Origin of the sequence: Alteribacter aurantiacus DSM 18675 (assembly GCF_000429705.1) — a bacterium.
Classification (GTDB): domain Bacteria; phylum Bacillota; class Bacilli; order Bacillales; family Salisediminibacteriaceae; genus Alteribacter; species Alteribacter aurantiacus.
On the sequence record NZ_KE386943.1, the window covers coordinates 179,903 to 200,663 of the forward strand.

At 47.5% G+C, this 20,761-nt stretch carries 18 protein-coding genes and 2 riboswitches; of the genes, 9 read left to right on the plus strand and 9 right to left on the minus strand.

What is annotated here, in order from left to right; genetic code table 11:
* Positions 1–9: 9 nt before the first annotated feature.
* Positions 10–1,050 carry an ABC transporter ATP-binding protein gene (locus G476_RS22595; protein ID WP_035187465.1) on the plus strand — a complete coding sequence of 347 codons (1,041 nt, stop codon included), beginning with the start codon at positions 10–12 and terminating at the stop codon, positions 1,048–1,050.
* Entirely contained in the window at positions 1,016–2,035 is a 1,020-nt protein-coding gene (locus G476_RS0119330; RefSeq protein WP_026691538.1) for an ABC transporter ATP-binding protein, read from the plus strand. Before G476_RS22595 ends, G476_RS0119330 begins: the two co-directional genes overlap by 35 nt.
* A gap of 304 nt (positions 2,036–2,339) precedes the next feature.
* On the opposite strand, the gene G476_RS0119335 is transcribed toward G476_RS0119330, so the two are convergent.
* From G476_RS0119335 to G476_RS22600, 3 genes are read right to left on the minus strand one after another with little or no spacing between them, the layout of a single operon-like run.
* A complete protein-coding gene (locus G476_RS0119335; RefSeq protein ID WP_026691539.1) occupies positions 2,340–2,666 on the minus strand; it encodes a hypothetical protein in 327 nt (108 codons plus the stop codon).
* Positions 2,663–4,027 (minus strand): glycosyltransferase family 2 protein, encoded by a 1,365-nt coding sequence (locus tag G476_RS0119340; RefSeq protein ID WP_026691540.1) that lies wholly within the window; start codon positions 4,025–4,027, stop codon positions 2,663–2,665. Before G476_RS0119340 ends, G476_RS0119335 begins: the two co-directional genes overlap by 4 nt.
* Position 4,028: 1 nt before the next feature.
* Entirely contained in the window at positions 4,029–4,967 is a 939-nt protein-coding gene (locus G476_RS22600) for a glycoside hydrolase family 16 protein (protein ID WP_245579706.1), read from the minus strand.
* 357 nt (positions 4,968–5,324) lie between these two features.
* On the opposite strand from G476_RS22600, the gene G476_RS22605 reads away from it, so the two are divergent.
* Both G476_RS22605 and G476_RS0119355 read left to right on the plus strand, forming a co-directional pair.
* On the plus strand, positions 5,325–6,617 hold the full coding sequence (locus G476_RS22605; RefSeq protein ID WP_051314955.1) for a globin-coupled sensor protein: 1,293 nt from the start codon (positions 5,325–5,327) through the stop codon (positions 6,615–6,617).
* Positions 6,618–6,943: 326 nt separating this feature from the next.
* On the plus strand, positions 6,944–7,738 hold the full coding sequence (locus G476_RS0119355) for a nuclease-related domain-containing protein (RefSeq protein WP_084405856.1): 795 nt from the start codon (positions 6,944–6,946) through the stop codon (positions 7,736–7,738).
* Positions 7,739–7,903: 165 nt separating this feature from the next.
* Here the strand turns inward: G476_RS0119355 and mtnA are convergent, their stop codons facing one another.
* The 5 genes from mtnA to G476_RS0119385 are packed head-to-tail and all read right to left on the minus strand — an operon-like array spanning position 7,904 to position 13,792.
* Positions 7,904–8,965 carry an S-methyl-5-thioribose-1-phosphate isomerase gene (gene mtnA / locus G476_RS0119365; protein WP_035187467.1) on the minus strand — a complete coding sequence of 354 codons (1,062 nt, stop codon included), beginning with the start codon at positions 8,963–8,965 and terminating at the stop codon, positions 7,904–7,906.
* On the minus strand, positions 8,962–10,170 hold the full coding sequence (gene mtnK / locus G476_RS0119370) for an S-methyl-5-thioribose kinase (protein WP_026691543.1): 1,209 nt from the start codon (positions 10,168–10,170) through the stop codon (positions 8,962–8,964). Before mtnK ends, mtnA begins: the two co-directional genes overlap by 4 nt.
* A 15-nt stretch (positions 10,171–10,185) precedes the next feature.
* The gene (locus G476_RS0119375) at positions 10,186–11,175 is read right to left on the minus strand and encodes an ABC transporter permease (protein ID WP_026691544.1); all 990 of its coding nucleotides are present in this window, start codon (positions 11,173–11,175) and stop codon (positions 10,186–10,188) included.
* Position 11,176: 1 nt separating this feature from the next.
* Positions 11,177–12,673: a sugar ABC transporter ATP-binding protein gene (locus G476_RS0119380; protein ID WP_026691545.1), complete on the minus strand. Its 1,497-nt coding sequence runs from the start codon at positions 12,671–12,673 to the stop codon at positions 11,177–11,179.
* A 12-nt stretch (positions 12,674–12,685) separates the two neighbouring features.
* Positions 12,686–13,792 carry a sugar ABC transporter substrate-binding protein gene (locus tag G476_RS0119385; RefSeq protein WP_026691546.1) on the minus strand — a complete coding sequence of 369 codons (1,107 nt, stop codon included), beginning with the start codon at positions 13,790–13,792 and terminating at the stop codon, positions 12,686–12,688.
* An 809-nt stretch (positions 13,793–14,601) separates the two neighbouring features.
* A riboswitch (SAM riboswitch) is annotated at positions 14,602–14,748 on the minus strand.
* A 168-nt stretch (positions 14,749–14,916) separates the two neighbouring features.
* Positions 14,917–15,032, plus strand: a riboswitch (SAM riboswitch).
* Positions 15,033–15,113: 81 nt separating this feature from the next.
* Between G476_RS0119385 and G476_RS0119390 the strand changes: the two genes are divergently transcribed.
* The 4 genes from G476_RS0119390 to G476_RS0119405 are packed head-to-tail and all read left to right on the plus strand — an operon-like array spanning position 15,114 to position 18,217.
* Positions 15,114–16,349, plus strand: coding sequence for a 2,3-diketo-5-methylthiopentyl-1-phosphate enolase (locus tag G476_RS0119390; protein WP_026691547.1), 1,236 nt, complete (start codon positions 15,114–15,116; stop codon positions 16,347–16,349).
* An 8-nt stretch (positions 16,350–16,357) separates the two neighbouring features.
* Positions 16,358–17,032 carry a 2-hydroxy-3-keto-5-methylthiopentenyl-1-phosphate phosphatase gene (locus G476_RS0119395; RefSeq protein WP_026691548.1) on the plus strand — a complete coding sequence of 225 codons (675 nt, stop codon included), beginning with the start codon at positions 16,358–16,360 and terminating at the stop codon, positions 17,030–17,032.
* Positions 17,029–17,655 (plus strand): methylthioribulose 1-phosphate dehydratase, encoded by a 627-nt coding sequence (locus G476_RS0119400; protein ID WP_026691549.1) that lies wholly within the window; start codon positions 17,029–17,031, stop codon positions 17,653–17,655. Before G476_RS0119395 ends, G476_RS0119400 begins: the two co-directional genes overlap by 4 nt.
* Before the next feature lie 13 nt (positions 17,656–17,668).
* The gene (locus tag G476_RS0119405) at positions 17,669–18,217 is read left to right on the plus strand and encodes a cupin domain-containing protein (RefSeq protein ID WP_026691550.1); all 549 of its coding nucleotides are present in this window, start codon (positions 17,669–17,671) and stop codon (positions 18,215–18,217) included.
* Positions 18,218–18,431: 214 nt separating this feature from the next.
* On the opposite strand, the gene G476_RS0119410 is transcribed toward G476_RS0119405, so the two are convergent.
* Positions 18,432–19,220 carry a carbon-nitrogen family hydrolase gene (locus G476_RS0119410; protein ID WP_026691551.1) on the minus strand — a complete coding sequence of 263 codons (789 nt, stop codon included), beginning with the start codon at positions 19,218–19,220 and terminating at the stop codon, positions 18,432–18,434.
* A 93-nt stretch (positions 19,221–19,313) separates the two neighbouring features.
* Here G476_RS0119410 and G476_RS0119415 point away from each other — a divergent pair, with 93 nt between their 5' ends.
* Entirely contained in the window at positions 19,314–20,489 is a 1,176-nt protein-coding gene (locus G476_RS0119415) for a pyridoxal phosphate-dependent aminotransferase (protein ID WP_026691552.1), read from the plus strand.
* The last annotated feature ends 272 nt before the right edge of the window (positions 20,490–20,761 follow it).

A 20,761-nucleotide genomic window follows, 5' to 3' on the forward strand; every position in this document is an offset into this window, starting at 1 on the left:
GGTACTTCTGTGGAAAACAACCAAAATATTATTGAAGTAAACGAACTGCAAACATCCTTTTTTGTTGGTGGAAAAGAAGTGAAAGCCGTTGACGGCGTTACGTTTTCCGTGCCAAGCGGTAAAACGCTCGGACTTGTTGGAGAGTCCGGTTCCGGAAAAAGTATCACCTCTCTTTCCATCATGCGCCTCATTGCCGAGCCCGGCAAAGTAAAGGGCGGAGAAATTAAATTTAACGGTGAAAACTTGCTCGATAAATCAGAGGGGAAAATGCGACGCATCCGTGGTAACCAGATCTCAATGATCTTCCAAGAGCCAATGACGTCGTTGAACCCCGTATTTACAGTTGGGGATCAAATAGCCGAGGCGGTCATGATTCACCAAGGCCTTTCGAAAAAAGAAGCATTGAAAAAAGCGTTGGAAATGCTTGAGTTAGTTGGGATTCCATCACCGAAAGCTCGTTTGAAGAATTACCCTCACGAGCTATCCGGTGGCATGCGTCAGCGTGTGATGATTGCCATCGCCCTCGCTTGTCGCCCGGAACTGTTGATTGCCGATGAGCCGACAACTGCTCTTGATGTTACGATTCAAGCCCAGATTCTTCGCTTGATGCGTAACCTGCAAGACGAGCTCGGCATGAGTGTAATCTTAATTACTCACGATCTCGGTGTTGTAGCTGAAACCTGTGATTACGTTGCAGTTATGTATTCCGGTAAAATCGTAGAGTATGCCGATGTGAATTCACTATTTGCAAATCCTAAACACCCGTACACGGTAGGACTACTCAAGTCCTTGCCTCGTCACGATATTGATCAAGAAGGTGAACTTAGCACCATCAAAGGGATGGTTCCAACACCTGATGATATGCCTAAAGGCTGCCGCTTTGCCCCACGTTGCCCGTTCGCACGTGACATGTGCCGCGAAAGCCTCCCTCATTTAGAGGAAGAAGAGAACGGAAATCAAGTCCGCTGTTGGATTCACACCGACAAGTGGGACGGCCCGGAGGTGAACGTCAAACATGACTACGAATCTGCTGCAAGTCAACAATCTTAAACAGTATTTTCCGATCAAAGGTGGAATCTTCGGCCGCCGCGTGAACGACGTAAAGGCCGTTGACGACATCACGTTCGGCGTTCGTGAAGGTGAAACGTTAAGCATCGTAGGAGAGTCCGGTTGCGGTAAATCCACAACGGGGCGCGCGATCCTTCGCTTGGACGAGCCTACGAGCGGTGAAGTGACGTTCAACGGGGAAGATCTTCTCTCTTTGAGTAAGGGCGAGATGCGTAAGCGTCGTAAAGATCTTCAGATCATTTTCCAAGATCCGTACGCGTCCATCAACCCTCGTCAAACGGTTCGCCAAGTACTAAACGAAGCAATGGCAATTCAAAACGTTGTGCCAAAAGAGAAGCGTCTCGACCGCATGATGGAGCTCATGAAAACGGTTGGTCTCGGACCTCACCAATTGGACCGCTTCCCTCACGAATTCAGTGGTGGTCAGCGTCAGCGTATCGGAATCGCCCGAGCGCTTGCGGTTGATCCAAAGCTCATCGTCTGTGACGAGAGTGTGTCTGCCTTGGACGTGTCGATTCAAGCACAAGTCTTGAACTTGCTCAAGAAACTTCAGAAGGAATTCAACCTGACGTACTTGTTCATCTCCCACGACTTGGGTGTTGTTCGTCACATTTCCGACCGCGTGATGGTCATGTACTTGGGTAAAATTGTGGAGATCGGCGATAAGAAGTCGGTTTTCGATAATCCAAAGCACCCGTACACGAAGACACTATTGAGCGCGATTCCTGTTCCGGATCCGAACGCGAAGCGCGATCAGATTGTGTTAAAAGGCGACGTTCCTTCTCCAATCGACCCGCCGACTGGCTGTCGTTTCCACACTCGTTGCCCGTTCGCAACGGACAAGTGTAAAAATGAAGTGCCTGAGCTAAGAAACACCGGCGCGGACATGATGAAAGAAGGCCACAACGCTGCTTGTCATTATATTGAAGAGATCGAAAGCGGCGAGATGAAGCCGAAGTATACGTGAATCATTTTCTATGAGTCTCGCTACATAAAGCGGGGCTCTCTTTTTATAAAAGCTTTAAGCCCCTGTCGAATTTCTGACGTGGGGCTTAAACAAAATATTCCTTTTAACAATTACGGATTCACTTATCTCGACACTACTCAGATTTTATCTATATTATCGCCATTTGATTATGGATTGATTTTGAATAGACTATAAGGGGAGAAATAGTAACCAAAATTTATATGATTGCAATCCCTCATTTAACTTTCAAATGTAAAATTGCCATTGTTATTATAACCTCTCTCATAAAAGTGTACGATTGTGTTTATGTTTCAAAATGGAAGTATAGTTTTGTAAATATCCTTGAGGTTATTGTAAAAGCACTCTTTATGAAATTAGCCTTAATTTCACTATACAGTTGCGCCTGTACATTAGAATCAGTTTCTGCCTGTTCTTCGCTGAGACTGAGCTCCATTGACTCTCGATTCTTTTGATCAATCATTTTTATAGAATCTGCTGATCCACTTTCTACTAATAGATCAACATTACCATCCATAGCAGATGCAAAGTCATCATAATAGTAGTTAACAATTGAACTAAATAAAAATACGAAGGTTACCAATAGAAGAATATTTACTAACTCAGTTTTCATGAGCTCACCTTCCTCATCCTCTCCCTAACAGGGGTAGTTTGAAAACTATTTCCATCCCTTTTTGAAACGTCCCATCCTTCTTTGTTTTTTATATACATAAATGTTCCAAAAGTAACGAAGATTAAGCCTAGTAACCTGTAAGTTATAATTTCATAAGGAATAAACCAGGAAATCCTAAGGTAATCTTTTATGCCATATTTCAAACCAAACCTTCTGCTGATAACCATAGCTACTATACTTCTATAAGTAGCTAGTAAGAAGGTTACAGACAAGAATGCTAGAGCTACCATATAATTACCTTGTGTTGCCACTAAGGTGGCACATACAATTATTGTGAAGAACGCATTAATTGTTCCAAGAATAAAAGAGTCAAACAACAAATAGATGGAAGGTGCTATACCAAGTTTATGAAAAAAAGCAGTCTTATAGTTAAGGATGCAGTCGAGAAATGCTTTTTGCCACCTTATTCTTTGCTTATATAGATCAACAAAAGATGAAGGACATTCTGTGTAGCATATGGCTTCGGGAATAAAGACGAGCTTATGCTTCTTATACTTCGCTTTTATTAATGTGAGACAACGGAGCGTGATATCCATGTCTTCTCCAACCGTTTTCCGATACCCCCCCACTTCCAGCAATATACTTTTTCTAAAAACACCAAAAGCACCTGCGATAATTGTCATAGATTGAAATTTTGTTTGTGTTAACCTGTGTAAATAAAAATCTGTTAGATATTGAATAATTTGGTACTTTATTAAACCTTTCGTGTAAAAAGTTGGTTTAAGGTTCTTTAGTTTCCCATAAAAACCTTGCCCTATCTGCACCATTCCACCTGCAGCTAATATATACTGGTCATTAAACTTGCTATTAATTACATTCAATGAGTTTGGGTCGAGAACACTGTCAGCGTCTAAAGTAATCACTATTTCGCTTTCAGAATGGTCAATACCCGAATTTAATGCGTCGGCCTTTCCTCCATTATCCTTATCAATCATAGTTATTTTTGGATAAACCGTAGATTTATATAGACCTTTAATTTGATTGTAAGATAAAGCTCCCACAGATCTCTTAATACACCTATTCATTTTTAATTCTTTTATCAGTAACTCTTTTGTTTGATCACGGGATCCATCATTTATAATAATGACTTCATAGTTTTCATAGTCTAGCTGAAAAACCCCTTCTATACAGTTCATGATTATCTTTTCTTCATTAAATGCTGGTATTAAAATGGTAATAGCTTTTTCATCTTTGGTTCTAATATATTCTCTTTTTTCTTTCACAACGAATAGGGGCACAAAGATATACAGAACTTGAAAAATGATAAATACCGTAAATAAAACTAGTGTAAAAATCATCATTTTACTCTCCCCCTTCTAATTGATAAACCCTAACATAATCTACACTGAAAAATTGAGGAAAGGACGTAGTTTTATCCGGAGATCCTGGCCAATTTCCGCCAATCGCAGTATTTATATACAAGTACATCTCTTCGTTAGGTACTAATCGTTTGGTTTTAAACCTTTCAATGCCATCAATAAACCACCTTATTTCCGTAGAGGTCCACTCAATTCCAAAAGTGTGATATTTATAGGAATAATCATCCCCAACATATGAGCTATAATCCCTTAAAAGGTTTCCATTCTTATCTTCCATATGAACCACCATCCATATTTCATTTGGTTCATCACCTATCATTTCAAAGATATCGATTTCAGGAAGCCATGTTTCTTCTCCATTTGGTAAAAGCCAAAATGCTGGAAAAATCCCTTTTCCCTTTGGAAGGCGAGCTCTCATTTCTATTTTTCCGTATTTAAAATTGAATTTGTCTTTAGATTGAACTGCGCCAGATGTATACGAGCGTCCTTCATAATACTCCTCTTTACTTGATAGAATAAGGTTTCCATTATCCACCTTTACATTATTAGGAGTATAATATTGTAATTCATTGTTCTTTTCAGCTGGCCAATATTCAATATTCCAACGGGTTTTATCTAATGAATCACCATCAAATTCATCATTCCATATTAATCTCCAATGCTTTTCGTCTTCATCGTAGTATTGGGGTCTAATTAAATGTGTAAACTTTACATTTTTTTTAAAGTCACTATTCACGATCCTCATTGCATGTGTCGTTATTTCAGTTATTTCTTCTTTTTGAGTGTTCTCTTGACTGTTCGAATTCCCAACTATGAAAGGAATAGCTCCAAACAATATGACCAGAGTAAAAATTAATATACTCTTAATCAGTAACACCCCCTGAAGTTCTTTATAAAGAACAAAAACGTTAAAAAAAACCACCTCTTCCACAACCTTTTGTTCTTTATATAGAATAATACTACCATAAAACTCTAAAGTAAACTAAAAACTTTTAATTTTTAACAAGATGTGATTAAAATCATACAACAATATGTTTCTATATAAAGAAATGTACACCTCTAAACATTCATGACTCCTAAAGACTTCAAATCGTAATATGCCGTTCGAAGGTTCACTCTAATCAGAGAGTGAACCTTCTTTTTTAGCCAAAAAGGTCTGGGTCTTTCTATACATATTCCGACAAATAACGGTATACTTATTGAGGGGAATAGTTAAAATATTGACGCTTTTTACTTGATTCAAGGGGTTTAGGCGATTGCGCAGTGGGAGGAATGGATAATGGTTGTAAAGTGGAAGAAAAGAGAGACGATGTTGTTTGGGGATTTGGAGACGATTGACGCAAAGATGCAGGTAAAAGACGAGGCGATATTGGCCAAAATTGAGATGATTCATCTGACTATCGACGATTTGAGGGTTATTCACGCTCTCGAGCCTTATATTAAAGAGAAAATCGGCACGTTGGTGAACGGGTTTTACGATACGGTCGTTTCTGTTCCGGAGCTAGAGCAGATGATTCGAAATCATAGTACGATCGAGCGCCTTCGCAATACGCTTCAGGAGCACTTGATTGAGCTTTTTAACGGTGAGATTGACGATAGCTTTTTGGACAAACGTTTGCGTGTGGCAAAAATTCATTTTCACATCGGCCTCAAACCGGCGTGGTATATGGGTGCGTTTCAAAACCTGCAAGACACGTTGACAGAGATTATCTTTGAACATGTTCCGGCTGTTGAGGAGAAAAAGCGGGCGATCTCTGCCGTTACGAAGATCTTGAACTTGGAGCAGCAAATCGTTTTGGAAGCGTACGAGCGTGAGACGATGCTGCAAAAAGAGAAGGAATACGAAGCGGTGCGAGTTGAGATTCGCACTAACATTCTCGGTGTGAGCAGCGAACTTGTGGCCACTGTCGAGGAAACGTCTGTGTCGGTGGACAACCTGAAATTGAACAGTAAAGATGTGGAGCGTATGGTGTCGTCCACGAACGCCAACTCGTTGTCCGCTCAGCGTTCAGCGAGTGATGGGCAAAAGCATTTGACGGAATTGACCGGTCAAATCGACGCGTTGATGACGTACACGAACGAAATGAACGAGATGGTTGGAGAGCTGATCAACTCGTCCAAGCAAATCAGTGCGGTCATCAAAATCGTCGAGGATATCGCGGACAAAACCAACTTGCTTGCCTTAAACTCCGCGATCGAAGCCGCCCGTGCCGGCGAGCACGGACGCGGTTTCGCCGTCGTCGCTGATGAGGTGAGAAAGCTGGCCGAACAAACGAAGGACTCGACTACGCGCATTGAAGCGCTCATTGAAACGTCAAGAGAATACACGGCCAACGTTAACGATGCCTTGGGTAAAGTAAACAAAGCCGTCCACTCGGGTAAAGAAAAGTCCGAAGTGACCAACCAAGTGTTCCACACGATTACAGAGACCATGGATGGAAATGTGCGGAGCGTGAAAGAAGTGCAAGAACAAATGAATCACTTGGTTGCAGGTGTGGATGAAATTAGCGACGCGATCAACTCGATCAATCGCTCGGCGGAAGATTTGAATGAGACGGCGAAGATGGCTTAGGGTTTTTGGAGTTCGCAACCTAGTTTTATCAAAAAAATGACACTGAAAAAGGTATTTTTTACTTTTTCAGTGACCTCGTTTTATATTGTCGTGGATGAGTTTTTTAGGCTGATTGATTTTAAGAAAGGATGATGTGGATTGAACATTCGTAAGCCCTCGAAAAACCTCTTGATCTCCTCGTTAGTGAAGTTGCTCTAAGGCGGGTGTCTTCCTCTCACCCTCAATATGGTTTTATGGAGTCTGATTACAAAGCGTATGCTGCAGGATTTAAAGGGGAAAAGACGGTAGCGTATTTTTAAAAAAACTGCCCTCTTACTTCAAGTAACATCTATCATAACTTAAAGTTACTATGCCTCGACAACAATGAAACTTTTGAAGTGGACCTCCTCCTTACTTTTCCTGAATATTTGTTAATTGTAGAAGTGAAGTATATCTCCAGCCAGTCGGCCACCCTCTCGGAATTCCCTCATCAACTTACCCGACTCTCTTATGAAGGTTTAAAAAAGACGTTTCCCGACCCGATTCTTCAAGTGAAGCAGCAGCGCAAACAATTGAGTGTTTGGCTGCGTGCGAACGGATTCCCTTCAATGCCAATTGAATATCTTGTGGTGATGGCTAATCCGAGCTGCGAGGTAATTATTGCGGCGAACTACCGGGATCAGGGGCGCGTGATCCGAGCTCCTTTCTTGGAATATAAGATGTCGGAGTTTGGGCGACATCATCGTGAGGAGCGATTGGGTGAAGAGGTTCTTGGACGGTTGGATAAGGTGTTGCTTGAAGGGCATCGGGCGTCGTTTAAGACTGGGATAGAGCGCTATCGTGTGGCGTTTGATGAGGTTAAGAAGGGCGTGCATTGTCCCAAGTGTGGAGTGCTCGCGATGGAGCGTAAACATAAGAATTGGGTTTGCAGGGCGTGTGGGCTGCGTTCTAATGATGCGATTATTGAAACGTTGCGAGATTATTATTTTATGGTGGGAGATACGATTACTAATAGCCAATTGAGAGATTTTTGTTGTATTGAGACTTCAAAGAGCGCTACTAGAATTTTTAACAAGTTGAATCTGCGCTCAGTAGGGGCTACAAAAGGGAGACGATATCTATTAGATTCACTTTTGCGGTAGCTTTTTGGGGAAGTGGGCGAATTAATTTGGATTGAGGGTGAATTAATCAATATTGAGGGCGAATTATTTAATATCCAGGGTGAATTAATTCATATTGAGGGCGAATCTTCCATTCCCCGACTCCTCCTTCCTCCCCACAAAAAAGACAAGCCCAAAAGGCTTGTCTCATCTCTCCCCCACCACTGTCTTCAATTCTCTGAAATAATCTCCTCTCACCACGCCATTCTCTGTCACTATGGCGGTGATCAAGTCGCCGCTCGTGACGTCGAATGCGGGATTATAGGTTTTCACGCCCGCGGGGGCCATTGGTTCTTCATACCATTTTGAGGTAATCTCTTCCGCTGCCCTCTCTTCAATTTCAATATCGGCTCCCGTTTCGCATGCGAGGTCGATTGTGGACGTTGGGGCGCATACGTAAAACGGGATCCCATAATGCTTGGCTAAGATCGCGACGGCGGAGGTTCCGATTTTGTTGGCTGTGTCTCCGTTTGCGGCGACGCGATCGCAACCGACGAGAACGGCTTGGATTTTGCCTTCGCTCATAACGATGGAGGCCATGCTGTCGCAAATGAGCGTCACGTCCACACCGGCTTCGCTCAGTTCCCACGCGGTGAGGCGCGCGCCTTGCAAGAGGGGACGCGTTTCGTCGGCGAACACTTTAAAATTGTAGCCTTGCTCTTCGCCTAAATAAATAGGTGCGAGTGCGGTGCCGTATTTGGCGGTGGCGATAGTTCCTGCGTTGCAATGAGTCAAAATGCCGTCTCCGGGCTCAAGAAGTTCCAACGCGTGCACACCGATCGCTTCACATACTCGCTCATCTTCTAGGCGGATTTGCTCTGCTTCATCACGGAGCGCCTCGGCCACTAAACGAACATCTTCTACTCTCTCAAACCGCTTCTCCATTCGCTCCAACGCCCAAAAGAGATTCACGGCGGTTGGGCGGGACGAGCCTAAGTATGCTTTAACGCGTTGAAATGCGACTCGGGCTTCGTCTATGTGAGCATAGGTGCTCTGGTTTAAGCCGAGATAGACCCCGTAGGCCGCGGCAATGCCGATGGCTGGGGCGCCTCTTACTTTTAGGTGGATGATGGCGTCGAATACGGCTTCAGGGGTAGAGAGAGTCTCGTATTTTTTTTGCCCAGGTAAGAGGGTTTGGTCTAAGATCACTACGCCGGATCCGTCGGCTGTAAGGCGGACGGATTGGACGATGGGGATGGTGGTGGTCATGGTGTGTCCTCCTTTTTGATAGCGGCGATGAAGCTGTCGCCCGTCTGGTAGTCGCGGCGGTTCAGGATCAGCTGTTTGCCGAGTGTTAGGCAGTTGATTTCGGCGGTGGTTCGGCGCTCTGGGTCGGCGATGTCGGTCAGGTCTTTGACTTTCGCGATGCCGATCACGCGCCGGCAAAGTTCGAGGCCTACGACCGCTGCGGTGTCTTGCAAAATGCCGGTTAGATAGTCTTCGAGAAAGCCTTCGTAGCGGGCGACTTGTTCGGTTGCTTGGTCACGGAAGGCGGCTGTGAATTTGGTCTTGAATTGATCGACGACTTGTTCGATCGTTTCTAGTAAAAAGCGTTGGTACTCGGGTGTGCCGTCAGTAGCCTTTGCGTTTTCGTAGGCGAAAATGAGATTCGCGATCACGTTGCCGATGTCGTAGCCGGCCGGTCCGTAAAAGGCGAACTCAGGATCGATCACTTTCGTTTCGTCTTCTGTGACGAAGATCGAGCCGGTGTGAAGGTCGCCGTGAAGAAGTGATTGGGCGTTCGTTAGGAAATTGAACTTGAGCTTTGCTGTCTCCAACGCTAACGTTTCATCCGCCCAAACTTCACGTTCAACAAAGGAGCGGGTCCCTTCGAACACGTCGTTTCGTGGGCAGTGAAAAAACGGTTCCGTGTACACAAGGTCTTCGGTAATCTCGCACAGCTCCGGGTTGGTGAACTGTTTGACGAGCTCTTTTTTCTCCTTATGACCGAGGACGAGGTCGGACGTGGAGAGGAGCGTGTTGACGAGAAAGGTCGTGATATGGTCGGCAAAATGAGGGAACGATTGGTGCTTTCCGAGAGCGGTTCTTAAGATTTGGAAGCGGGAAAGGTCCTCCATTGCTGTGCAGTTCATGACCGGATCGTAGTGGTAGACTTCTGGGACGAATCCTGGTGCGAGCTCCCCTTGCAAGCGCAGGATATCGTACTCGATTCGGTTGCGGTCTGGGGAGAGCTTGAATTCGTCTGATATGCGGGCGACGGGGCCGGCTTGTTTGATAATGAGTGAACGGTCGGTGTGTGCGTCAACAATTCTGAACACGTAGTTCAAGTTTCCATCACCGATTTCTTTGCACGAAAGCTCCGCGTCTGGGGCAAAGAAGTCGAGAGTTCCTTTGGCATATTCAACAGCTTCTTGTTCGGTCATGGTGAAATAACCGGCTGTAAAATTTGTCATCACAATCCCTCCGAATTATTTGAGTTTGTAATAGGTTACGGCGAGCGCCAGGGCGAGGACGGTTCCTTTGACGATGTCCATGGCGTAATACGGGACGCTCATCATGACCAGTCCGTTGGCTAAAATGCCGATGAGTACGGCGCCGATAAATGTTCCGAATGCGTTCGGCTTGCCCGCTCCGAGAACGGCGAATCCGATAAAGGCAGCGGCGACGGCATCCATGAGATACGGGCCGCCAGCGTTGATTTCCGCAGTCATGACACGGGAAGCAAGGACGATGCCACCGAGAGCGGCGAAGAAAGCGCTCATCAGATAGGCGACGACTTTGTATTTGTTGACCGGAATTCCGCTCAGGCGGGCCGCTTCTTCGTTACCGCCGATTACGTACATGTAGCGGCCGTGCTTTGTGTACGTAAGAAAAATGTGAACGACCACGACGGCCACCAGCATGATGATAATGATGTAGGGTACTTGCCCGAGCTTGGCGAATATCGGACTGATTTGCCCGGTGGCGTAGCTTCCGTCACTCATTATCATGTTTTGGGAGATGGTGGCGCCTCTTGTGTACGTGAGGGCCACGCCTTGGATGATGAACATGACGGCGAGTGTCAAAAGAAGGTCCGGTATTTTTACTTTTACGATCATAAAGGCGTTGAAAAGACCAACGAGTAACGCCGCTGTGAAGGCGGCTACAAGCGCGATCAGTGTTGGCTGGCCGTACCAGACGAACATGGAGATCACGATGGCGTTCGCGAGTGATGCCACCGAGCCGACGGAAAGGTCGAAGCCGCCGACAGAAAGGCTGATCGTGATGCCGATCGCGATGATCGTGACGATAGAGATCGACCTTAAAATCGAGATGATGTTGTTGGTTTGCAAAAAGGCTGGATTGGCCGATGCGAACACGATGATCAGGACGAAAATGAGGATGATCGTGCCGTATTTATAAAGAAAGTTGAAAATATCAAATTGTGGTTTGGTGGTTTCTGTGTTTGTTTGTGCCATGCTACTTGCCTCCAGTGGAGAGGTATAACAGTTCCTCTTCGTTCGTCGATGATGCCGAAAGTTCTTTTGTGATTTGTCCGTCGTACAGGACGTAAATCCGGTCGGAGATTCCTTTTACTTCGGCCAACTCGCACGAGGCATAGATGACCGATTTCCCTTTTTCCGCGAGGGCGGAGACGAGGTCGAAAATGTCTTTTTTCGCCCCGACATCAACTCCCTTGGTTGGTTCGTCGAAAATGTAGATGTCGGCGTCTGACACGAGCCATTTGCCGATTGCGACTTTTTGTTGGTTTCCTCCGCTCAAGTTTTGGACGAGGGTATCGGCTGTCGGTGTTTTAATGCCGAGGGCGTTGATCATCTCCCCTGCTTTTGAGCGCTCTTTTTTGAAATCGAGAAAGCTGAACACTTTTAGGAAGTTGTTCACACTTGCGGCGGTCAGGTTCGTGACTACCGATTCTTCTACGAGAACCCCTTCTTTCCGCCGTTCTTCCGGGACGAAGGCGATACGCCTGCGGACTGCGTCTGAGGGGGTTTTGAGCGTGATCTCTTTTCCATCGATTGCGACGCGGCCGCTTTTTTTACTAGTAGCTCCGAACAGGAGCTTGCAGAGTTCGGTTTTCCCGGCTCCAACTAGTCCGGCAATTCCGATAATTTCACCTGCTCGAACGTTGAGAGTGACATCTTTTACTTTGTCACCGTCGGCTAAGTGTTCGACTTGAAGCCTCACGTCTTTTGGCGTGCTCGTTCTGCTCGGAAACTGTTCTTCGAGCGGTTCGCCGAGCATTTGTTCTACGACGCGGGCGATGGATGTGTCGGGAATGGCTTCTTGGATGACAAATTCGCCGTTTCTCATTACCGTGATTTGTTCACAGATGTCAAAGAGTTCCGGGAGGCGGTGAGAAATGAAGACCACGCCTACTTGTTTTTTCTTAAGGTCGTTTACGACGCGAAAGAGCTGTTCGGTTTCCGAGAAGCTGAGAGGCGCTGTTGGTTCGTCTAAAATTAAATAGCTGCAGTCCGTTGAAACAGCTCGGGCGATGAGAACCATTTGTTTTTCAGCCAACGTAAGATCACTCACGAGGGTACGTGAAGATAGTTGAACGTTTAGGTCACGTAAGATGTCTTTGGCTTTGGTGTGAATGGTTTTCCAGTCGACGAGCGTTTTTTTATCTGTGTTTGCGACGAATTCGTTTAGCATAATGTTTTCGGCGACGGTCAAGTACGGGATGAGGGCCGTGTCCACTTCTTGATAGACGATTTGGATCCCGAGGTTTCTGGCGTCTTTCGGGGAGCGGATTGTGACCTCGTTCCCGTTGATTGTGATGCGGCCAGTGTAATGGGTGTAGGCGCCGGATAACACTTTCATGAGGGTCGATTTGCCTGCCCCATTTGCGCCGATTAAGGCGTGGGCGATGCCGGGCCTGGTGTTGAAACAGGCCCGATCAAGCGCCTTCACGCCGGGAAATTCAATTGTGATGTCGGTCATTGTGAGTGTCATTCGATCACCTGTTTATTCGTGATGGTCTTTAAGGGTTTTGATCCAGTCTTCCTCAAATGCGTCCGTTTCGCCCCAGCCAGGAATGATGTCGGCCAGGTTCACCATGTTCACGGGCTCATTGGCTTCTAAGAGCTGGTCGCGGCTGATGAGGGTGGCTTCAAGGTCGTATGTGTCAGGCGTGTCTTCGCCGGCTAATTTTTTGGCTAAAATACGGAGGTTCACTGAACCAACGAGCTTCGGGTCAACGGCGGCGGTGTATTCCCACGCGCTGTTTTCTTGTTGCATCACTTCAAGGTCCGAGTTTGATACGTCAATGCCGTAGATTTTCACTTCTTCACGGCCTGCTTCTTGGATCGCGCGGGCAGCGCCGATGGCAAAGGCGTCCCATGTGGCAAAAATAGCGTCGATTTCTCCTTCACCGTGTTGGTTCAAAAGGGCCGACACGGCGTTTTGCGTTTGGGTGCTCGTATCTTCAGCAGCTACCCCGAAACGACCGAGTTCATTGATACCAGGGTTTTCGCTGAGCACGTCTTCGTAGACGTTGTTACGTCGTACCATTGGTGGAAAACCGTCTACCCATAGGTAAAGAATATTCGCTTCTCCGTCGAAGTCTTCGACGAGCTGATCCAGTGCAAGCTGGGCGAGTGCTTCGTCATCTTGGGATGTGAGTGTCACGCCGTCGATGTCTTCAAGTTCTGAGATCGAATCAAACGCGACAACTTCGATGCCTTCTTCGCGTGCTCGTTCTACGGCATCGTAGGTCGCTGCATCGTCACCGTGTGAAAGGATGAGGCCGTCGTAATTGTCATTGATGGCCTGATCGATGGCGTCGTGATAGCGGGCGGTGTCGCCGTTTGCTGTGAAGGTCGTCACGTCAAAGCCAATTGCTTGGCCTTCTTCTTGTACGCCGGCTAGGAATTGTGCCGTGTGATCGTCACCGCCGATTTTGCGGATGACTTTTACTTTGGAGCCTTCTCCACTGGCAAATCGCTCCGGTACCCCGTCTAGTTCGACGCTTCCTTGTGCTTCGTTTGCTTCGTCTTCTGCTCCACATCCGACTAAAAAGACCGATGCTGCGAGTGCCACCCCTGTTGCCTTCAACCATTTTGCTTTTTTCATTGTTCATCTCTCCCCTTTTATGTAGAGGCTGAGTGCCTCTGGACTGTTAATAAATGTAAGCCCGCTTGCTTTTTGTTTTCTCTATAACCCTCTGAATTGATGAATGAAGCCTGCGTGCCTTTCGCTTTCCGTGGCGGTGCTGGCAAGCCTCCTCCCGCTTGCGCGGTGCGGGGTCTAGCCTAGCTCCCACAGCCACAGGAGTCTCAGGCACTCCGGCTTCATCGCTCTCTTACCCTTAAGTTGGCTTAGAGTAGCACAGAGCCTTTTTAGAATTATGCCTTTCACCAAAGTACTTCTACTTGTAGAAGAAAAGTGAAGCGAAAGGTGGCGACTCCTGCGGGAATAGCATCAGCTGAAGACCCCGCAGAGTGGTTTTCTCGAGGAGGCTGAAGCGATGCCCGCGGAAAGCGCCCGCCTGTAGCGGATCCCCCCTCCTCTTTTTATCAACCAAAACTCAAAATAGAGAAAGGTGTTTCAGACCAAGACGCATGGTTAATAATTGTTTATTCGCAACTCCCGTTTGTAAGAAAGTGGATGCAGCCGAGAGGGCCGAGACTCCTGCGGGAGCGGGAGCCCGGGTGAGACCCCGCAATGCGAAGCATGAGGAGGCTCACCGGCGCCCCCGCGGAAAGCGAAGGCCATGTCGGCTGCATCCCCCTCCTCTCTTCATCAATCAAAGCTCCAAAAAACAGTCGCCTGTAGCGCAATGGAACTCTTTGGACAAGTAATCTTCAACCTCTAACCCTCAAAAACTACAAAACAAAAGCCTCTTTCTATGAAAGAAAGAGGCGGAAAGGTGTGTGTCCGTCCTCTTATCTTTCAGACTAGCGAAAAGTCGCTATCTGTTGGATGTAGCACCGTGCCTTAAAACCTTTAAAAGTCTTCACCACATAGGGTGATTAGGTCGGTTGCCGGGCTTCACAGGGCCAATTCCCTCAGCCAGCTCTCGATAAGAGATGGTATTCAATTGGTTGTGCAAGCGGATGCCTGCGGTTGGAAAAAAGATGTTGAGCCTTATGTTAAAAGCTGAACGATCTTTTGTCAATAGATTCAAACAATTTATTTTTTCAATTGACAGACAACTCAATCCCTGTCATAATTCAAAGCAATTGAAAAACGCAACACTCTTATTAAGAGCAGGTGGAGGGACGAGCCCGATGAAACCCGGCAACCTGTTTTGGCGCAACCTGCGCTGATTCAAGGTGCTAATTCTCTCAAGCGAAAGCATGACAGATAAGAGGACCTGACCTGACCTTTTACGTCCTCTTCTCTTTTGAAGAGGACGTTTTTTAGTTTTTAACACTGAAAGGAGTGCTACACGTTGAGCCACATTACAGCAACGTACCTTGTGCATGACAAAAAAGGGGACCTTGAGAAAAAAGGGGAAGCGATTGCCCTGGGCCTCACGATCGGCTCGTGGACCCACCTCCCATCCCTTGAAAAAAAGCAGCTTGAAAAGCATAAAGGAGAAGTGGTATCAGTAGAAGCCATCCCTCAATCAGAGGAAGCGGTGCGCTTCTTCCCTGAAACGAGAACGACCGGTCTTTTAAAAATAAAGTATCCTGCGGCGAACTTTAGCGCCGACATTCCAGCGATTTTAACGACCATCTTCGGAAAACTGTCTTTGGACGGTGAAGTGAAATTGGTGGATGTGGAATTGAGTGAGGAGCTTGAAGCCAAGTTCCCAGGACCAAAAGTAGGCATTAACGGGATTCGTGAAACCCTCGGTGTCCACGATCGCCCTCTATTGATGAGCATCTTTAAAGGGATGATCGGAAAAGGGATCGATGAATTTGAAACACAGTTACGGGGTCAGACCCGTGGCGGGGTGGATTTGGTGAAAGATGATGAGATTTTGTTTGATAACCCTCTTACTCCTTTTGATGAGCGGGTTCGTGTAGGAGCTTCGGTAGTGAGGGAGTCCTATGAGGCGACGGGTGAGAAAACCCTTTACGCTGTGAATTTGAGTGGGCGGACGTTTGAACTAAAGGAGAAAGCTAAGCGGGCTGTTGATGCTGGGGCTTCTGCTCTTCTGTTTAACGTGTTTGCTTACGGGCTTGATGTGTTGCAAAGCCTTGCGGAAGATCCGGAGATTTCCGTTCCGATCATGGCTCATCCGGCGGTGTCCGGTGCGCTCACGGCGTCACCGTTTTACGGGTTTTCAAACGAAGTCCTTTTAGGGAAGTTCCTTCGTTTGGCAGGGGCGGATCTTGTGTTGTTCCCGTCTCCGTATGGTAGCGTGGCGATGAAAAAAGAAGATACGCTTGCGATCAAACATGCTCTTACAAAAGAAAGTAACGCTTTGAAAACGGCGTTTCCTGTACCGTCTGCAGGGATTCACCCGGGGCTGACTCCCCTACTCGCGAATGATTTTGGCGTAGATTCGGTGATCAATGCTGGTGGTGGGATTCATGGACATCCGGGTGGTGCCGAAGCGGGCGCACGTGCGTTCCGTCAGGCGATCGACGGGGTACTTAGAGGAGAGTCTCTTTCTGAAACGGCCAAAGAAAAGCGAGAGCTTGAGACGGCGCTCGACCTTTGGGGGCAGCCACAATGAGCCGGTTGATGAAAAGACAGCCGATTATTTTTTGTGATTTTGATGGGACGATTACGACGAAAGACAATATCATTGCGATTATGAAGAAATTTGCGCCGCCCGAATGGGAAGCGTTGAAGGATGATGTGTTGGCCGAGCGAATCTCCATTCGCGAAGGCGTGGGGCGGATGTTTGCACTTCTTTCAAGCGCGAAGAAACTGGAGATAACCGCTTACGTTTTGGAACAGGCGGAGATTCGAAAGGGATTCGCCGAATTTTTAGCCTTCACAAAAAACAGGGGCCTTGATTTCAAAGTGGTGAGTGGCGGGATTGATTTTTTCGTTCATCCATTGGTGGAGCCTTATGGGTTGATTGATCAGACGTATTGTAATGGTAGCGATTTTTCCGGTGAGAGGATTCGGATTACGTGGCCTCATGCGTGTGATGAGGGGTGCGAGAACGATTGCGGGTGCTGCAAGGCATCAATTTTGAGGAATTACCCGGATGATGAGTATTACAAGATTGTGATTGGGGATTCGATTACGGATCTTGAGGCGGCGAAAGTGGCGGATCAGGTGTTTGCTTGTGACGACTTCTTGCTCGAGAAGTGCCGTGAGTTGAATTTGAATCACACGTCTTTTGAGACGTTTTATGATGTGATTGGGCAGTTGGAGACTCAGCGAGAGGTGGCTGGACGACGATGACGATTGCGAAGGAACGAGTGAATGAACGATGGAACGAGCTTGCTGACATTAAAGATGAGTTGGCTGTGCGGGATTGGTTTCCGGGAACGAGTGGGAACCTTTCGATCAAGGTGAGTGATGACCCGTTGACGTTTTTGGTCACGGCGAGTGGGAAGGACAAACGAAAGCGGACCGGCGAGGACTTTTTGCTCGTTGGGGCTGATGGGCGTCCTGTTGAGGATACGGCGCTGAAGCCGTCGGCGGAGACGGTTCTTCACCAGCGAATTTATGAGCGGACCGATGCGGGGTGTTCTCTCCACGTTCATACAGTCGATAACAATGTGATTTCGGATTTGTACGCGGGTCAAGGATTTGTCACGTTTCGCGGGCAGGAGCTGATCAAGGCGTTCAACATTTGGGAAGAAGATGGTGAAATTACGGTGCCGATTGTGGAGAACCATGCAGATCTCAAGCGACTGGGTGATGCGGTGGCTGAGCAGATCGCGCCGGGCGTGTACGGGGTGCTTATTTTAAATCACGGCATTACCGTGTGGGGCCGAAATGGGTTTGAAGCGAAAAAGCATTTGGAAGCCTTTGAATTTTTGTTTAGCTATACGTTGAAAAAGCGATTATACAAACTTTAAGGAGGAATGTACGATGGCAGTGATTCATGTACGTAACACAGGTGAGGAAATTCGCGGAGAAGAGAACGTTCGGGCGTTTTTAGATAGCCAGGAGGTTTTGTATGAGTTTTGGGAGCCGGCAAAATTGCCTGAGGAGTTGCAAGGGGTTTGCCATTTGAATGACGAGGACAAGGAGCAGGTGCTGGCCACGTTTGACGAGGAGATTCGTTCGTTGGCGGCGCGGCGCGGCTACAAGAAATGGGACGTGATTGCGTTAAATAAAGACACGCCGGATTTGGATAAATTGCTGGCGAAGTTTGAGCAAGTGCATACGCACACAGAGGATGAAGTGCGGGCGATTACGGCGGGCTCAGGCACGTTTGTGATTAAAGGTGAAGATACGGGTTATTTTGATGTGAATTTGGAGCCTGGCGACGTAATTTCCGTTCCGGTAAACGTGCCTCACTTCTTTACGCTGAGTGATGAGCGTCAAGTTGTGGCTGTTCGTTTGTTCATCGATCCTGAGGGCTGGGTGGCGCACACGTTCAACGATCCGGAGTTTGAGGAAGCGAAGACGAAGTAAGGGTTTTGTGCACGCTCTCTTGGTGGGGGCGTGTATTTGTTTGGGATTGGGGGGCAGGTATTTTTTGGGTGGAAGAATTATTGCTGTTTTGGGCAGGAATACGCCCTTTTCCGGAAGAAATAACACGCCTTTTGGAAGAATTACGAGGCTTCTTTCTGCACCCATTCTCAAACAACAAAAAAGACAAGCCCAAAAGGCTTGTCCCTAATCCCATCTAAAGCTTGTATAATTCTGGGCGGCGGTCCTCGTAAATGGTCATCCGCTCACGAATGGCGTCCACCTCACCCATATCGATGGCGCCGCGAAGGACCGTCTCCTCCACCCCGTCAGCCTCGGCAACGACCTTGCCCCACGGGTCTACGATGATGGAATGTCCGGCAAATTCGTTGTTCGGATCGCTCCCAACGCGGTTGCACGCCACCACGTAGCACTGATTTTCGATGGCGCGACTAATGAGCAACGCCCGCCAGTGATCCACACGAGGTTTCGGCCACTCGGCTACAACGAAAAGTGTCTTCGCCCCTGCGAGCATGTGGGTACGGATCCATTCCGGAAAGCGAATATCATAGCAGATCACGCCGGCGGACAGCTCTCCATCGATCTCAAACAGCCCGTCCGTGTTGCCTTCCTGCAAATATTTTTCCTCATTCATGAGGCGAAACAAATGGGCTTTCGAGTACTCTTTTACGAGCTTCCCGTCTCGATCGATCACGAGCATCGTATTCGTGATCGCACCATCCTGGGATCGCTTCGCAACCGAGCCCGCCACGACGTTTACGCCGTATTTTTTAGCCAACTGGCCGATAAATTGAATCGCACCGGCCGCTTCCAGGTCGCCGATCTCATCGAGACGATCAAGGTCATAACCCGTTGTCCAAAGCTCTGGGAGGACAACCACGTCCGTCGCGCTTTGACACGCCTCGTGAAAATACTGTTCTACTTTACGTTCATTTGCTTTCGGATCGCCAAAAGCGATATCCATTTGAATGATTGCAATGTTCATAGTCTGACCCCATTTCGTACTCGTTGTGATCAACAGTATAAGATTTATGTTACTATTTCAAGTATTACGAGAATTATTTTTGGAGTGATAGCCATGCATACGTTCAAACCTTCTCATACATTACAACGCCTGCCCGAGCAATTTTTTGCCCGGCTCGCCGGAAAAGTCCAACAGCTCACCGCTGAAGGTCACGACCTGATCAACTTGGGGCAAGGAAATCCCGACCTCCCCACTCCCGATCACATCGTCGAAGAACTTCAAGGGGCCGCGACGGATCCGACTTACCACAAATACTCCCCCTTCACCGGTCACCGCTTTTTAAAAGAAGCGATCGCCCAATTTTACAAGCGGGAGTATGATGTGGACGTGGACCCCGATACGGAAGTGGCCGTCCTCTTCGGCGCGAAAACCGGCCTCGTGGAAATCAGTGAATGCCTCCTGAACCCTGGAGACACCGCTCTTTTACCCGACCCAGGCTACCCCGATTACATGTCCGGGATCGCCTTGGCCAATGCGAAAACCGCGTTCATGCCTCTACTGGAGGAGAACGGCTTTTTACCCGACTATGGCGCGATCGACAGTGACACGTTGGACCAGGCTAAGCTTATGTTTTTGAACTATCCGAACAACCCCACTGCCGGAGTGGCCAACCGCTCCTTTTTTGATGAAACCGTTCAGTTGGGAAAAAAACACGACATTTGCATCGTCCATGACTTCGCGTACGGTGCCATCGGATTCGATGGAAAAAAGCCCCGTAGTTTCCTTGAGAGTGCGGGAGCAAAAGAAGTTGGAGTGGAAATGTACACCCTCTCGAAAACATACAACATGGCAGGTTGGCGCGTCGGTTTTGCCGTGGGCAATCCGTCTGTGATAAAGTACCTCAACTTGATACAAGATCACCGCTACGTAAGCTTGTTCGGAGCGGTCCAACAAGCAGCGGCCAAAGCCTTGATTGGCGACCAAACGGCGGTCAATGATCTCGTTGAAACCTACGAGCGGCGCCGGAACGTCTTTATTAACGCGTTGAACGAGATCGGCTGGAGAGTGCCGATGCCTAAAGGATCGTTCTTCGCGTGGCTCCCGGTGCCTGATGGGTATACGTCGGAAGAATTCTCAGAGATTTTGATCGACCGAGCCCACGTCGTCACCGCGCCAGGCAACGGATTCGGCAAGAGCGGCGAAGGCTATTTGCGCGTTGGCCTCCTCGCCGATGAAGACGTTTTACTAGAAGCCGTGCGTCGAATCGATGAACTGAAGTTGTTTGAATAAATGGTGCAGCACCGCCTTTTGGGCGGTGCTGTTTTTGTGCTGGAGAGAGGAAGGGTTCTTACGAAATGCAGCGTAATTCTACCGCCAATCTAATTTTTTCTACCTTAAGAAGATAGAGCCCATGATCAGAAGCTGAATTCTACCTAAACGCCGCTTTTTTCTACCGCAAAGAGAGATATTCCTACCACAAAAAGCAATAATCCTACCGCAAATCCGATTTTTTCTACCTTAAGAAAAAAGAGCCCATGATCAGAAGCAGAATCCTACCCAAA

Excerpts from the sequence above, each read along its gene's own strand:
- mtnK (WP_026691543.1), bottom strand. The coding sequence starts at position 10,170 with ATGACAAATTTTACAGCCGGTTATTTCACCATGACCGAACAAGAAGCT.
- G476_RS0119405 (WP_026691550.1), top strand. The coding sequence starts at position 17,669 with ATGGCAGTGATTCATGTACGTAACACAGGTGAGGAAATTCGCGGAGAA.
- G476_RS0119385 (WP_026691546.1), bottom strand. The coding sequence starts at position 13,792 with ATGAAAAAAGCAAAATGGTTGAAGGCAACAGGGGTGGCACTCGCAGCA.
- mtnA (WP_035187467.1), bottom strand. The coding sequence starts at position 8,965 with ATGACCACCACCATCCCCATCGTCCAATCCGTCCGCCTTACAGCCGAC.
- G476_RS0119375 (WP_026691544.1), bottom strand. The coding sequence starts at position 11,175 with ATGGCACAAACAAACACAGAAACCACCAAACCACAATTTGATATTTTC.
- G476_RS0119380 (WP_026691545.1), bottom strand. The coding sequence starts at position 12,673 with ATGACACTCACAATGACCGACATCACAATTGAATTTCCCGGCGTGAAG.
- G476_RS0119410 (WP_026691551.1), bottom strand. The coding sequence starts at position 19,220 with ATGAACATTGCAATCATTCAAATGGATATCGCTTTTGGCGATCCGAAA.
- G476_RS0119330 (WP_026691538.1), top strand. The coding sequence starts at position 1,016 with ATGACTACGAATCTGCTGCAAGTCAACAATCTTAAACAGTATTTTCCG.
- G476_RS0119340 (WP_026691540.1), bottom strand. The coding sequence starts at position 4,027 with ATGATGATTTTTACACTAGTTTTATTTACGGTATTTATCATTTTTCAA.
- G476_RS22605 (WP_051314955.1), top strand. The coding sequence starts at position 5,325 with ATGGTTGTAAAGTGGAAGAAAAGAGAGACGATGTTGTTTGGGGATTTG.
- G476_RS0119415 (WP_026691552.1), top strand. The coding sequence starts at position 19,314 with ATGCATACGTTCAAACCTTCTCATACATTACAACGCCTGCCCGAGCAA.
- G476_RS0119400 (WP_026691549.1), top strand. The coding sequence starts at position 17,029 with ATGACGATTGCGAAGGAACGAGTGAATGAACGATGGAACGAGCTTGCT.
- G476_RS0119395 (WP_026691548.1), top strand. The coding sequence starts at position 16,358 with ATGAAAAGACAGCCGATTATTTTTTGTGATTTTGATGGGACGATTACG.
- G476_RS0119335 (WP_026691539.1), bottom strand. The coding sequence starts at position 2,666 with ATGAAAACTGAGTTAGTAAATATTCTTCTATTGGTAACCTTCGTATTT.